The following is a 14,906-nucleotide window of genomic DNA, read 5'->3' on the forward strand; positions in this document are numbered from 1 at the left end:
TCACAGATGATCAGCCGCCGTCTGTAAAGGGAGGGAACTAAGAGGGTACATCCTTCCGTTTTTACCTACAATCAATGCTACCCTGTACACATACATTCAATAATACTAGGCGATATATAGTAAAGTCAAGGGAAAAGAAGCACGCCATCCGCCACAAGAAGTGGGATGGATGGCGCTTTTTGGGTTTTATTTTTGCAACAAAGTGACCGAACCGTCTGAAGTGTCCCGTTTTTCGAGGAAACGGGTAAAGGTAATGGCTGCATCGGCGCGAGGGACGAGGCTTTGCGGCTGGAACTTCTGCTTATCGGTTGGTACGATACCGAGTGTAGTCGCGATAATGATCGAACCGCGGTACTTCGAATTGGCAATGTCTGAGAGCTGGGACTGGAACATGCCAGGGAAGTCCGTCAGTTTTTTGTAACCGAGTGCACGAACAATCATATCAGAGAGCTCTTCACGTGTAATCGTCTCATTTGGGTTCAGCTTGGAAGCATTTTTATCGAGAAGTCCGCGATCAACAGCACCTTCCACGGCTGAGAAGAAGCGCGTACCATTTGCCACATCGCTATAGGTGGCCTTTCGTTCCAGAGAGTACTGTGGATAGTGTCTGCCTTGGTTGAGACTGATCATGAGCATCTCAATCATTTCACCACGTGTGATCGGTTTTTGCGGCATAATATTACCGTTTTCAAGTGTTAGTGCGTCGTATTCATACATCAGCGAGAGTTCCTTCTCTGCTGGATGCCCCTTCAAATCGGCAGGAGCGGGACGATGCAGCACAAGCGTTTTGCCAGTAGAGCTGGAGCTCCACTCGCCTGTTACAGCGTCTAGATAATACGGCTGCTCAAATGGCGTAATGGTCGCCCGATAAACGATCTTGGCGGTTCGTTTCGGTGTGTAAGATGGCTGCTCTTTTACGCGTTTGGCATCCTCAGGAGTAAGAGGGACGAGGGCGTATACTGCCTCCGCTTTTGTCTCGGTCCACCACTTCTCGCTCGCTTCGGCAGCAGGCAGGTGCTTGGGAACTTGTATCGGGTATGTTTCGCTGCCCAATTCAGTACTGTAACTCATTAGCTCGCCCGTTTCTGTGTCAAACGTGAAGAAGGCAGAGCCGCTAGCTGCTGCTATTCCATTGATAAAACGCTCAAATCGGATCTGCGTCCGCTCGGAATCAACGGGTTGGTATTTGATTTCCTCTTCAAAACGCTCTGTCCAGTAAAGCTGGTGGGCCATGGTTGGCGCCAATTCGCGTATCGTTTCCATCGCTTTTGCCTTGAATTTTTCCATGTCTGGTTTTTTAGAAGCGGTTGTTTTTTCTTTATGGTTGCGAAAGTCCTTGTTCAACCGGTAGATGTCCCCGGATACAGCATCCACAGAAACATACGCAAACCCTTCTTCGCTGTTTCCTTTTTCGCCGAATTCGAGATCCCAGACAGGACGATTGCCACGGTAGTCTTTTTCATTGTAATTGGCAGAACGAAGCTCGTAGTTGGACAGCTTCAACGCTTTCAATGCCCATTGTACAGCTTCCTCTTGGGAGAGCGGTTGTCCGCTGCGGCGTGCAGGAAGGACTTTGCTGCTTACAGGCTCAGGGTCTTTCGCTGGTTGATACCGGGTCAACGATTGTGTCAATGCTTTGCCAGTCTCCGCATCAATGTAGAAAGGGAAGGGATTTATATACCCGAGAGATGGCTTGTTATTTTGTGTCTCCATCTGCTCCCACGGCAGCAGGTAAACTGGTTTTGGATTCGCTTGTTCTTTAAACAGTTTCTCGGCTTCTTCTTCTGAGATTTTCGTATCCGTATCCTCGAAAGTCACGTCGTTCCAGGACAGGGAATAGTTGGTCACTTTGCCGGAAGCATCTACAGTGATTTCCGCGCCGTTGTCGGGAAAGAGAATGCCGCCCACGTCACGAATAAAGCGGAAATTATAGTAGACTTCCGAGTCTAGCGGAGTTTTTGGCTCTGGCATGTCGCGCGTATACAGTCTTGTTTCCGCTGCTTTTCCTGCATTGTTTTTCTCCAAAAAGCGCTTCGCCTGCTCCTGTGCCTCCGAATAGGAAATTCGCTTTGCATAGGGAAGCGAGGATGCTTCCTGCTCATGACGCGAATAGGAAGTCAGCTCACCTGTATTGGCGTGGATACTGACGCTATAAGATAGAAGAACTTTGCCGTTTTCTGGATCTTTCTTCACCCAACTAAACGACCATTCTGGAAATGAGCGCCAGCTATCCGCTGAACGGAAGGATACATTTTGAACCGTCATCCCGGCGGTAGGCACTATTTTTGTAGCGAGTGTCAAGGCCGCTTCCTTGGAGAGTTTTGCTTTGGCTTGTGCCACGGAGTCAGCTTGTGAAACAGTAGTCGCCATTTTACTGGTACTCACATGAGGTGATTGTGCATGCGCTTGTGCGACAGGCAGCAACAGACTGGCAGATAGAACAAATGAGCTAGACCGAATGATCCACGGTTTCATAGGAACCCCTCCAACGATGTCATATTCTTCTTATCACCTCTGACGAGGGGAAGTGAAAGTTCGTTTCAGTTCAAACCCACGAAAAATAGTCCTGGGTATTTGCAGAAAGGAGTGAAATATAGGAATTTTGTACCAAATGTTTTTTTATCAATCTAGAATTGTGAACATGCATCTTATATAATAAGAAATACTATCCATAGAATACAGAACGGTAAGGGGATAAATCGTTTTGGAAACCATCATGTATCTCATTCGTCATGGAGAGACGGAGTGGAATCAGATTCGTCGTATACAAGGCCACAGTGACATCGCATTGAACGAGCTCGGGGTACGCCAGGCCGAGCAAGTAGCAGACAGGTTCCGAGGCGAGACAATTCGCGCTTTTTATTCGAGTGATCTTAGTCGCGCGCGTGATACCGCTGCCAAGATTGCTGGTAACTTTCAATCCACTGTTTCTACGCGGACAACATTGCGGGAGCGCTGCTATGGGGAGTGGGAGGGGCTCACCTATGAAGAAATACGTGAGCGATTTGAGAATCAGGATGAAGCCTCCTGTGGAATTGAGACATTCGAAGACATGCAGCGTCGAGCTGTAGCTGTCATGACAGAAATAGCAGAGAGCCATCCAGGTGAGGCGATTGTCGTTGTCTCGCATGGCGGTCTCATTAATAGCTTCTTACATTATGTGACGGTAGGAGAACAAGGAACGGGGATCACACGTATCGATAATACCGGTATTACGACATTTCGGTATGTAGATCGCAGGTGGGAAGTTCTATCCGTTAATGATACAGACCATTTGAAAGCTTGAGAAAATGCTGAGAGAGGGAGTTTCTCGTGTCAAGTAAAATGTTGGGGAAGTTAGAGACGGTCTTTTCCTACACGGCCCATTTTATCTTACAATCTTGGCCGGAAAAGCGCCCAGGCATCCTTTTCTTGACAGATTCCGGGGGCCGCGTAATCAACTTCATGGAAATGCAGGTTGGTCCATCTCAGAACTCTCAAGGGCTTACCCTGCAACACGATGTATCGATTGGCAAAGTCTTTGATTTTATTGTAGAGGCACTTTCTTCCAAAGAAATCGTAGTCCAAACGAGAAGTGAAACGAACAACGTGTGTGGAGCCTTTCCTTTGTGTGAAGAAGATGGAAGGGTTCGAGCTATCATTGGCATGATAGCGCCCAATGACCAAATCCATTTTGATTTGTCATCCTACATGCGCGGGTTAGAGCCGTTGATTCGCATGGGATATGATGCTTATATTCAACACGTAACAAGCCAGATTGTTATGGATTTGACGCTGCATGATACGACCAAAGAACTGCTGCAAAGCTTGACGGGTCAGATCAGCGACATTATCCAAAAAGGTTATTGTTCGGCCGTTAAGCTCACGGACAATGCCACGTTGATCCCGCAGGAGAGCGTAACAACGCAGGAGGCCGAGGGTGGACAAACCCACATTGCCCAACTGGTTTCGAGATTCGGTACGACGCAAATCATGCCTTCCATTTTGGATGACCACAGGCTTGTCGTCGTTCCGGTCTCCTTGAACCAAACTCCGCTCTACGCACTATTTTTGCATCTGCCAGCCGAAGAGACAGATTGCATGTACGATGAACGGGATGTAGCTTTTTTGCAGGAAGTAGGCGCGAAGGCAAGCTGCGCACTTTGGCGTTCGATCATGTCGGACGACCTGCGCCGTGAAGCGAGTAAAAAAGACTTGTTGTATCAGTTGATGTCAAAGATTCAAGCATCGATTGATGTGAATGATGTTTTGCATGAAATCGTGACGAGCATTCCCAGTCTTTATCCATACTTGTCGGCAGAGCTTTTCCTGACGGTTGAACCCAATGCAACCACCCCGGTCAAGCAGCTTTCTTTTCAAGAAGTAGAGCCGTCTACCAGTACCAAGGCCTATTTGGAAGGACGTCTCATTGCCGAAGAAGTGGGAGAAGGGGAGCAACAGGTGACAGTGATCGCAGCGCCACTCTTAGGCAAGCAGGGAATCTACGGAGTCTTGCAAGTGACGTCCGACCAGCGAATCACATTAAATCAGCATGAAAAGGACTACATCTCGATCTTGGCGGATACTGCTGGCACTGCGTTTGAAAATGCACAGCTTTATCAGCAGTCGCGCAATTTAATTCGAGAATTGCGTTTGATTAATGAGATGGCACGTCAGTTGAACAGAAGTCTTGATTTAAAGGAAATTCTCGATTTCGTTACGACGATGATGCGGGCTACCTTTGATGCGGAGTTTTGTGCCATTTTGCGAAAAACGCCAGGAGAGGATCGCTTCGATGTGATCTCTTCCTCCATTCCAGCGTTCAATGGCATGGCTATCGATTCTACAGAAAAGCCATTTCAGCAAATCTTGCAAAACAAACAGGCATTGTTGCTGGCTCAACCAGGGGCAGGACCGCTTCCTTTTTCGCTCTTTTCGTGCTGTTCCTTTATGGGGGTTCCGCTCGTTGTCGAGGGTGAGATTAGTGGAGTCCTTTTAGTCGCAGATTCCCGTTATCATTTTTTTAGTTTTGACGACTATAAACTCCTCGAAATATTTGGCCAGCACGCGAGCTTGGCAATGACCAACGCCGTCCTGCATAATGAAATGGAACGAATGGTCATTACGGATAATTTGACAGGTCTGTACACGAGAAGACACTTGAATGAACGAGTAAGAGGATCATTACAAAAAGACAGCTACGGCTCGTTGATCTTGATTGATATTGATTATTTTAAAACCGTGAATGATACATTTGGCCATCAGGTAGGGGACGAGGTATTGATTCAGGTCTCCAATCTGATTCGACATAGCATTCGAGATAGTGATATCGCAGCAAGATGGGGTGGAGAGGAACTCGCTGTTTATTTGCCGCGTGTGGACAAAGACACGGCGCAATCCGTGGCTGAGCGCATACGGGAATGTGTCGAGCAGGAGACGTCTCCACAGGTCACGATCTCATGCGGGCTAGCGAAATGGAGCAGGGAGATGGATGTAAACCTGAGTGTAGAAGCGCTGTTCCATCAAGCAGATATTGCTTTGTATGAAGCTAAAAATTCAGGTAGAAATCAAGTAGTTCTCGCCTAGAGCCAAAACAATGGCTCTTTTCTCTTTTCGGAAAAAAAGGCAAAAAACTTGAGAGGTAGATAAAAAATGACAGCGAACGATGGCAAGCAAGGGATCGCGACGCAAGTAGCACCTGATATTTTTTGTCTGGAAATACCTACGCCTTTTGATGTGGGGGCAGTAAACGTCTATTTGCTAAAAGGGGAGCGCTTAACCTTAGTTGATGTAGGGCCATTGACCGACGATGCGTGGACGGCCTTAACAGAAGGCTTAGAATCGATTGGAGTAAGCGTGCAAGATATCGACCAAGTCATACTGACGCATCATCATGTGGATCATTGCGGGCAGTTAGAAAAAGTACGGGAACGATCGGGAGCGAAGACGTTTGCCCATCCGCAGGCAACACCTTATGTACAGCAGGATGAGCAGTTTATGACTTTTCATGATGAGTTTTTCGAAGAGCTGTACATCCAGAGCGGTGTACCAGAAGAAATGATGGTCATTATCTCAAAATTTCACAAGCTGATGAAGAAGTTTTCTGCGCCAAGTCAGATTGACTTTCATCTGAAGCATGAGCAAAAGGTACCATACTTGGAGGACTGGCAGGTACTATATACGCCGGGACACAGCCAAAGCCATCTGTCGTTGTATCGGGCAAAGGATCACGTCATGATTGGTGGAGACCATATCATCAAGCGAATTTCATCCAATGCGTTCATCGAACCACCCCGGAATCGCACGAGTACAAGACCACTGACTTTGATTCAATACCGCACAGCGCTGCAAATGTGTGCGGACATGGAGATCGAACAAGTCCTGAGTGGACACGGTGAGCCGGTTTACAATCATCGAGAGCTCATACTCGCTCGTCTGCAAAAGAACTGGGAGAGAACAGACACGCTCCGCAGGCTTCTTGCAGATGGAGAAAAGACAGCTTTTGAACTGAATGCTCTTCTATTTCCAGACTTGTACCAAAAAGAATTGCCATTGACGCTATCGGAGACTTTGGGGCACATTGATTTGTTGGTGATTCTCCATCAGATTGAAGTGAGAGAGCAGGATCGAGTCTTGTATTACCACCTGTAAAACCTGATCGTACAAGAGAGGCTTGCAAGTAGAATAAGCCTATTCCTCCCCGGAAACGCTAAAAGGGACTATTACCCTGGGACCCCACATGAGGCTGACCCAGGGTAGCCTGGGAGGGTAGCATCTATGCAGAAGTATTGGCCCATTTGCGTGATGGCTCTTGTGTGTACAGTTGTTGTAGGTGGCTGTAATCAAATGAATGTGAAGCAGGATGCGAATACAACGTTTGAGCAGGTGCGTGACAAGTTCGATGCGCAGAAATCGTATGCGTTCTACGGGCAAACCAAGCTGTTGACGGCGAACAGTTCCAATGCGAACATGGTTAACTTTTCGGGCAGAAAAGACGGAGAGGCTGTTTACATGAACGTGAAGCTCTCTGTCCCAGAGGAAAACAGAGTGGACGACTTATCCTTGCTCAGCCAAGGGGACAAGCTGTATACCAAGGATGGACAAAACGAAGGCTGGAACCATGTCGCAGGAGATAGTCCGGCGCTGCATCAAGAAATGAACAACTGGAACCCTATTGCTTCCTTTCAGCAAATCGACAATATGAAACGAAACGTCCGGATGCTGCCTGATAAGAATCCAAAAGACGATTTTGAGGCGCTCGGAGTTGTATTGGATTCTGCCAAACTAAAAAGCTGGCTTGTTTCCCAAATGCAAGAACAAACAAAGTCGGGAGCAAAAGTCCAATCGATAGCAGGGCGAGAGAAACCCTACATACCGAAGCTAAAGCTAGCGATGTCACTCTCGGAAGGTAATTGGAGAGGGGCGCCTGCCCATCATTCTGGACCCACGATTCAATCCAAGAAAAAGGTGGACGTCAACGAACTCGTGAACCAGATGGAAGTGGAGGCAGAGTACACCATTCACTACAATAAAAAAACAATGCTCCCCACGAACATGACGATGTCCATTCGATCTTCGTACGATTTGAACGATCAGCGTGTAAAAGAGCATTCACAAGTAGAAACGTATTTGCAGCAATATGGAGCGGTAGCCCCCATCATAGCTCCAGCGGATACAAGCAAATAGGGAGTAAGAGTAATCAAGTGAGACGTTCCTCTTGCAAAACAGACAGGAGCGTCTTTTTTCTGTCAGGGAAAATTGAAAAGATGAGGTAACGTGCTCGCTACTTTTTACGTACTTCTTATGTGAAAGAAAATCTATGCGGTAGCGGTTTTTTTAGATGGAATCCGTATGATGAGAAGGATACCGGAAAACATTGTCGAACATACAACAAGACTATCTTTTTTCGTCGAATAATCTGTACAATGGGAAAGATGCCTGATGGATCAGACGAAAATGCGTATTTTATCCGCAGCAGCGAAGCTTTTTGATGTTCATGGCTACAAAGGAACCTCCGTAAGACAAATTGCCTCTGTTGCTCAAGTAAATTCCGCGCTGATTTCCTATCATTTTGAAGGGAAGCAAGGAGTCCTGGAGACGCTGATTGCTTCTTACTTTGAGACGTTGTTTCGCCTTTTGGAAGAACTGGAAAACGGGCAGGACGACATCCCTGCCTATCAACGATTGGAACAAGTTGTGCAGCTATATTTGCAATTTCAATGTGAGCATGCGCCTATCACGCGTTTGATTCACCGTGAGCTGAGCGTAGAATCCATGCTTGCTCGTGAAGTGATGACGCTATATATGAGCCGATGGAAGCACGGACTTTCACGTGTAATCGAGGGCGGTGTCGTCTCGGGGGAGTTTTTACCCGTCTCTATTGATCGTACAGTGCTGGCTATGACGAGCCAGATGATATATCCATTTTTGCAACCACAAATGGTTCGCCAGGTCTATGATCTGGAGCCATCTTCCGAGGAGTTCGTCCAATGGCTGCAAACCTCGATTATGTGTTATCTGCGAGGTTTTTTGCTGCCTGCTTAGGCGTGGCCTCTCCCAATGAATGATTCTAGTAAGGGGATGTATGATAAGTGAAACGAAAACTATTCATGCTCTGTTTGGCAGGCATGTTGTTATATACGAATCCGGCTTATGCGACGCCGTTTCCAGATAAAAAAGACGAGGTTGTTCAGGACGCTGACAACTATTTGAAAAAGGAAGACAGAACCGCCTTTGCAAAATCATTGAACGGCATACCGGGCAGCTACAAAGTCGTGGTAGTGGAAAGCACGGCACCGGAAGCTGAATCTCCAGATATTTACGCGCAAAAGCTGTTTGACAATTACAATTTGGCCGATGATGCACTGATGATCGTACTTGAAATAAACACCGAGCAGCTGGGGATTTATGCCGGTCCTTCTTTGCAGGCAAAAGGTGCCACGATGACATTGCTGCATGACAAAATCGCGTCTTTTTATGAAGCTTTCCGCACACAAAAGCAGTATTTGAACGGTATACAAACTGTAATCGCGGAAGTAAACAGGGAGCTAAGCCGCATTGAAAGCAAGCAAGTAGCAGCAAAGCCAGATGCGACTGACGCTAGTAAAGCGGGAGAGAGCGAAAGCAGCCTTGCACTCGGTGGCATTCCATGGTGGATTTATCTGGTTGGTGCGGTATTTGCTGGGCTATCGATCGGCTTGATTTACGCAATGATCAGACGCCGTGCTATTTTTGCCCAAGTAGACGATGTGGAGGATTGGAAGGAAGAGCTCGTTGAGAAGATCAATGTCATCGAGGTGGAAAAACCGCTTCGCCGTTCTAGCGGCATGACAGAAGTACGTTATCACCACTTGGCTGACAAAAAAGAAAATCTGTTGCGCATTCGTATCCCTGATGTGGAAATGATGATTCTCGATGCGGAAGAGGCTTGCGATCGCTTCCGTTTTACGTTGGCACTTGGCATGCTGAATGAGGCGAGAGAGGCCATTTCAAAAATTGAGGAAGAACTGAATGAGTTAAAAACAGACACTTCCAAAGTGGCAGTTACCAAGCAAGAAAACAAGGTTGTTGTTCCAGAGATCGGAAAGCAAGTGGAGCAGATAGAACGACGCCTGTCCGATTTGCGTCTGGAGTACGGATTGTCTTTCCATGAATTGAAAGCATCGCTGGATGAAGTAGACACGATGCGAAAACTCGTGAAAACTGCGCGGGCGGCAGGAGACGACATTGCGGTTTACGAAACCACACAAAAAGCGCAGCAAGTACTGGAGCAGGTAGGACAAGCGATGGAGCTCATTCCAAAGCTTGTGCAACGCGTGAAAAAGGAAATGCCGGAAGAATTCAAGCATCTGGAGGAAGGAATTGAGCAGGCCGCTCGTGACGGCTTTGATTTGAAGCAGGATTCCTTGGACAATGCTCTTTTGCAGGCAAAGCAATTGGTTATGTCTGCGAAGGGCGCTTTGGAAGAGGGCAGCCTGGAAAGGGTGTTGACCCATGTCAAAGCGTTCGAAGTGCTCATTGATGCGACGTATCAAGCGATAGAAGATGGCGTTCTTGCTCGTGATGAAGCCGCAGCGACAGCGAATGCAGAAGTTGAACCGCAAGCAGAAGGGAATCAAGGCAAAGATGAAACAGAATTTGCACAGGAAGAAAAGAGAGCAGAAGTAGGAGCGGGAGAACAGGATGATTCGCTACAGCAAGTAGCTGCGGCATCCGCACCTGTGGAGCCGGAGATTCGTACACCTGAGCCGACTCTAGCTAGCGAGACCGAGTATTCAACCAGCGAAGAAGATCTTGTAGCGCAGCAGACGAAAGTGGAAGAAGAGCGAGCAGCGCGAGGAAAATCCTCAGAGCTGAGTGAAGCTGAACGTTCGGTGTTGTTGCAAGCAATTCCTCAGCTTTTCAATAAAAAAGCACAAAAGCCTGCTCCAGCAGTCAAAGCTGAGGAGCCTGTGTACGAAGAAGAGTATGAACTGGTCATGCCGAAGAGTCAGCCTGAACAAGAAGAGATGATTCCGGAAGAAGAGCAAACGTATTTGGTCATCGAAACGGAAGACGATGCGCTGGATGAACTGGAGCGAATTTCCAACACGTTAGTCCGCGTCCGTCAGCAAATCAAGCGCAGCTACTTGCCGGGCATTCCGGATCAATTGAAATACATGTTTGAAGAAGTTGTGCAAACGTTGGGCCGCGTCCAAACGATCATGGAACAGTACCGCTATGATCTGGAAGAGGTAGCCATGCTGGTTCAGGACGCGAGTGATTTGGTCAGCGAAACAGAGCGGATGGCAGAACGTATTATCACAACTTGTCAGATGGCAGAGGGTGCCATTCAGTATACAAACCGTTATCGCCGCCAAAATCGCCAGGTCAATGATTTGTTGACGAAGGCAGAGATATCCTTTCGACAATTGGCTTTCGCGGAAGCCTATCAGCTTGCCGAGGAGGCTCGTCTAGTAATCGAAGGCGTACGAGTGGAAGAGGACAACGGTTGGCTTCTGCGTCGTAAGAAAAAGGGATGAGCCAGATGATGGTCTTTCCTCTCTTCTTACTGGTAGTGGGCATTCTCGTCATGGTACAGCCGCGGACAAAACGTTGGCAATCACGGATGAACGCTTATTTTCAGGGAGACGAAAGGCGCGTCAAGCAGCGTGCCAACACGTTTTTTCTGTTGGGCCTAGCTTTTTTGCTCGCTGGATTTGCGTATTTGTTCCGTCTTGTCGGATAAACGGATAATCAATGATAAAGCACCTGCTAGGAAAAGATGGACGTGCCGTCTTTAGTAGCAGGTGCTTTTTGTTGGGTGAAAAAAAGAAGCATCGCTCACGCAGGCGATGCCCCATCTAGGAAGATAAAGGGAGTAAGGTCTGTTAAACCAGCACATTACAACTAGGGGGGAGTAATGTGCTGGTTTCTCTTTTCATGAAAAGAGAACCTGATTCATAGTTTCCCCAATCCCTCATAATCTAAACGTCATTCTCGTGAAAAAATTCAAATGCTTCCTGCGCACTATGTGTACCCGCAGAATAGCCAGACGAAAAAGCGATGGTGATGTTGTAGCCACCGGTATGGGCGTGGACGTCCATGACCTCTCCAGCGAAATACAACCCATCCATGAGCTTGGATCTCATCGACCGTGGATCGATCTCTTTTACACTCACACCGCCACCTGTAATGAATGCTTCCTCAAGAGAGAGCGTCCCCGTAATGGTGAGTGGAAAAGCTTTGATCAAGCTCGTGAACTTACTCCACTCTTGTTTCTTCATATGACTGTAGGTCGTTTCATCCGAAATTCCTGCTATCGCAAGTAAGACTGGGATAATCCGTTCGGGGAGGAAGCCCTTGATTGCATTTTTTACGGCCTTTTTTGGCTGCTCCTCGATCAACTGCCAGCTTTCCGCCGTGATTTCCTCGGCCGTTTTGTCAGGCATGAGATCGATCGTCAGAGATAGAGGAACCGCTCCGTATTTTCGTTGCGACACAGAGACATAATGTCCCATGCGCAGGGAGGCGGGGCCTGATATTCCGAAATGAGTGAAGATCATATCGCCTTCTTGTGTATTGATCTTTTTCCCGTTCGGCGCATACAAGGTCATCGTAATATCACGCAGAGACAGACCCTGGATCGATTTATCGCGAATAAAAGAGTCATTGGCTGTAAGCGGTACTTCAGTAGGATACAGCTCTGTGATCGTATGCCCGGCTGCTTTCGCCCATGTATAGCCATCGCCTGTAGACCCTGTCTGTGGTACAGAACAGCCCCCGACGGCAATAATCACACAAGGCGCGGTGATTTTCTCACCGGACTGGAGCATGATGCCACCGACTCTGTCTTCCGAATAGAGAACCTCTTTTACAGAGGCATTTAAAAGGACGGTGGCACCTTGGCGCTTCAATAAATCAATCAACGCTTGGGCGACTGTTACCGCCTTATCTGTGACGGGAAACATCCGGCCCCGATCCTCTTCTTTTAACGCGACACCCAACTCCTCAAAAAACTGGATAATCTCTCGGTTGCCGAATTGAGTGAGCGCACTGTACATGAAGCGGCCATTTCCTGGCATTTGTTTGATTAATTCATCTTGTTCCTTAGCATTGGTTACATTGCAACGACCGCCGCCAGATATGATGAGCTTGCGTCCAAGCTTCGAGCCTTTTTCCACGAGACAAACTCTCGCTCCTTGGCCAGAAGCAGCAATAGCAGACATCAGCCCAGAGGGGCCGCCGCCTATGATGATAACGTCATACTTGTATTGTGATCGATTCATTTCATTCTCGTCCTTTGTCGTATAGGGTTGGGCAACCACCATTTTACCACAACCTGCGCACCCGGCGCGCCATTCTAGTTAGGATAGAGAGGACGAGGCACCTAAAATATCAGTCAACGGCTGCTTTTCTAAGACGTAGCGAACAGTGGATTGACCACGAATGATATTCGTGACAACATATCCTTTGGCAAAATAGGCCGTGAACAATTCGCGCGTCATCTCTCGCCACAAGGAAGCGACGGTCATATCAGCTCGTTTAACATCCTGGAAGAAGGCAGGGACAGGCAGCAGCACCACAGGCTCTTCGCGTGACAAATCGATTTCGATCGGATGTGGAATACCATCCTTGATTTCTAGACGCAACAGATCTGGCGCCTGTTCTAAAGAGGGAGTAGAGTTCTTCCCTACCTGACGTGATTCCACACGATCGCTTCCAATCAACCATTCCACGAGGAAACGGTCTGTAGGCAGTCCTCGATTGAAGTCGTCATCAAGGTGTCCGTAGCAGTTTGGTAAATAGGTTCGAACGATTCCACCGAGCTTGGCGATGTTTAGAACGCCGTTTACTGTCTCAAGCGGATCGTACGTCCATGTAATTTTGGAATAGCCTGCTGCTGCCGCTTCTTCTTTTTGCAGCCATTTCATTTGTACACCTAGCCCTTGCTTGCGATACTCTGGCAAAAAGCCGAGCATGTGCGAGCAAAGATGGGATTCTCCGTTGGTGAAGCCCGGGAAGCTGTACAAAAAGCCGATCAATTCCTCGCCATCGAATGCCCCTAAAAACAGGCCCCCAAACTTTTGCATGGTGAGGGTCATGTGATAGGGGATAGCAGTAGAAGGGCCCCAGATTTTCCCCTCTATTTCTTCTAATCGCTCAATCTCACTGGACTCGGCCAACTTTCGTAACGTGATTGCCATCTAGTTTTTCCTCCTCAAACGATTGGTGTTTTTTTCTTCATTCGGGACAAGCGCTTGCATTCCTGCTTGGGAGTAGTTGCGTCTGAATTCTCTCTCGCGGATAATAGAGAAGGACAACAGGCATGAAACTAGGGTCGAGGAGGATTATTGGCGATGGAAAATAAATTTCAAGTTGAACTGTGGAACCGTTTGACGCAGGCACCAGGAGCGCCTGGCTTCGAAGGTCCGGTACGCGAGATTATGCGGGAATACATAAGTAGCTATACAAGTGAACTGATGTACGACAATTTGGGCAGTATTTTTGGCGTTATGCGTGGTGACGAGAACGGTCCGAAAATTATGGTAGCGGGTCACATGGACGAGGTCGGCTTCATGGTCACCCGAATTTCTGATAAAGGATTTATTTCATTTCAGACGTTGGGAGGCTGGTGGGGGCAGGTCTTGCTCGCGCAACGTGTACAAATTATTACGGACAATGGACCAGTCGAGGGCGTAATCAGCTCGATCCCGCCGCATGTCTTGAGCGACGATCAGCGTAATCGCCCGATGGATGTACGCAACATGTACATTGATATCGGCGTGGATTCACGAGAGGAAGCCGAACAGGTAGGAATACGGGCTGGTCAGCAAATTGTACCAGTTTGCCCGTTGCAGGTCATGGCCAATCCGCGCCGCATCATGGCGAAAGCATGGGATAATCGCTATGGTTGCAGTTTGGCAGTGGAACTCGCAAAAGAGCTACACGAAAAACAAAATCATCCAAATGTCGTCTACGTCGGGGCTACTGTACAGGAAGAATTGTCCGGGCAGCGCGGCGCGAAAACGGCCGCTGCGTCCATTGATCCGGATTTGTTCATGGCATTGGATGCGAGTCCAGCCACAGATATACCAGGTGTAAAAGATGACGGCGGCAAACTCGGCGGTGGTCTGTTGATGCGCATCTACGACCCGCTGTACGTCATGCCGGTAGGATTGCGTGAGCTTCTTATCTCCACGTGCGAAGAAGAGAACATTCCGTACCAGATTTATGTGGCAAAAGGCGGGACGGATGCAGGTGTCGTTCAGTACCACGGCAAGGGAGTGCCATCTGCTGTTATTGGAATTCCTTCCCGTTACATTCACAGCCATGCTTCGATCATTGATCGCGAGGATTACGAGGCAGCCAAGCGTCTTTTGTTCAGTGTCATTCGCAAGCTGGACCGTGCGACGTGGGAATCGATTTTGCCTAGATAATGGTAGGGA

At 48.0% G+C, this 14,906-nt stretch carries 11 protein-coding genes; 8 read left to right on the forward strand and 3 right to left on the reverse strand.

What is annotated here, in order from left to right; translation table 11 throughout:
• Positions 1–186: 186 nt before the first annotated feature.
• Positions 187–2,475 carry a YcdB/YcdC domain-containing protein gene (locus tag E8L90_RS02420; RefSeq protein WP_137027845.1) on the reverse strand — a complete coding sequence of 763 codons (2,289 nt, stop codon included), beginning with the start codon at positions 2,473–2,475 and terminating at the stop codon, positions 187–189.
• 229 nt (positions 2,476–2,704) lie between these two features.
• Here E8L90_RS02420 and E8L90_RS02425 point away from each other — a divergent pair, with 229 nt between their 5' ends.
• The 7 genes from E8L90_RS02425 to E8L90_RS02460 all read left to right on the forward strand — a co-directional run bounded on the left by E8L90_RS02425 (position 2,705) and on the right by E8L90_RS02460 (position 11,206).
• Entirely contained in the window at positions 2,705–3,286 is a 582-nt protein-coding gene (locus tag E8L90_RS02425; RefSeq protein WP_137027846.1) for a histidine phosphatase family protein, read from the forward strand.
• Between the two features lie 38 nt (positions 3,287–3,324).
• Positions 3,325–5,565 (forward strand): sensor domain-containing diguanylate cyclase, encoded by a 2,241-nt coding sequence (locus tag E8L90_RS02430; RefSeq protein WP_137033238.1) that lies wholly within the window; start codon positions 3,325–3,327, stop codon positions 5,563–5,565.
• A 66-nt stretch (positions 5,566–5,631) separates the two neighbouring features.
• A complete protein-coding gene (locus E8L90_RS02435; protein ID WP_137027847.1) occupies positions 5,632–6,630 on the forward strand; it encodes an MBL fold metallo-hydrolase in 999 nt (332 codons plus the stop codon).
• A 126-nt stretch (positions 6,631–6,756) separates the two neighbouring features.
• Positions 6,757–7,665: a hypothetical protein gene (locus tag E8L90_RS02440; protein ID WP_137027848.1), complete on the forward strand. Its 909-nt coding sequence runs from the start codon at positions 6,757–6,759 to the stop codon at positions 7,663–7,665.
• Positions 7,666–7,920: 255 nt separating this feature from the next.
• The gene (gene refZ, locus E8L90_RS02450; protein WP_137027849.1) at positions 7,921–8,523 is read left to right on the forward strand and encodes a forespore capture DNA-binding protein RefZ; all 603 of its coding nucleotides are present in this window, start codon (positions 7,921–7,923) and stop codon (positions 8,521–8,523) included.
• A gap of 47 nt (positions 8,524–8,570) precedes the next feature.
• The gene (locus E8L90_RS02455; protein WP_137027850.1) at positions 8,571–11,000 is read left to right on the forward strand and encodes a septation ring formation regulator EzrA; all 2,430 of its coding nucleotides are present in this window, start codon (positions 8,571–8,573) and stop codon (positions 10,998–11,000) included.
• Positions 10,997–11,206 carry a hypothetical protein gene (locus E8L90_RS02460; RefSeq protein ID WP_137027851.1) on the forward strand — a complete coding sequence of 70 codons (210 nt, stop codon included), beginning with the start codon at positions 10,997–10,999 and terminating at the stop codon, positions 11,204–11,206. The genes E8L90_RS02455 and E8L90_RS02460 overlap by 4 nt, the downstream gene beginning before the upstream one ends.
• Positions 11,207–11,444: 238 nt before the next feature.
• Here the strand turns inward: E8L90_RS02460 and E8L90_RS02465 are convergent, their stop codons facing one another.
• The gene (locus E8L90_RS02465) at positions 11,445–12,746 is read right to left on the reverse strand and encodes a BaiN/RdsA family NAD(P)/FAD-dependent oxidoreductase (protein ID WP_167497573.1); all 1,302 of its coding nucleotides are present in this window, start codon (positions 12,744–12,746) and stop codon (positions 11,445–11,447) included.
• Between the two features lie 78 nt (positions 12,747–12,824).
• The gene (locus E8L90_RS02470; RefSeq protein WP_137027853.1) at positions 12,825–13,664 is read right to left on the reverse strand and encodes a GNAT family N-acetyltransferase; all 840 of its coding nucleotides are present in this window, start codon (positions 13,662–13,664) and stop codon (positions 12,825–12,827) included.
• 153 nt (positions 13,665–13,817) lie between these two features.
• Here E8L90_RS02470 and E8L90_RS02475 point away from each other — a divergent pair, with 153 nt between their 5' ends.
• Entirely contained in the window at positions 13,818–14,897 is a 1,080-nt protein-coding gene (locus tag E8L90_RS02475) for a M42 family metallopeptidase (RefSeq protein ID WP_137027854.1), read from the forward strand.
• Positions 14,898–14,906 lie beyond the last annotated feature (9 nt).

The sequence above is a fragment of the Brevibacillus antibioticus genome (assembly GCF_005217615.1).
GTDB lineage: Bacteria > Bacillota > Bacilli > Brevibacillales > Brevibacillaceae > Brevibacillus > Brevibacillus antibioticus.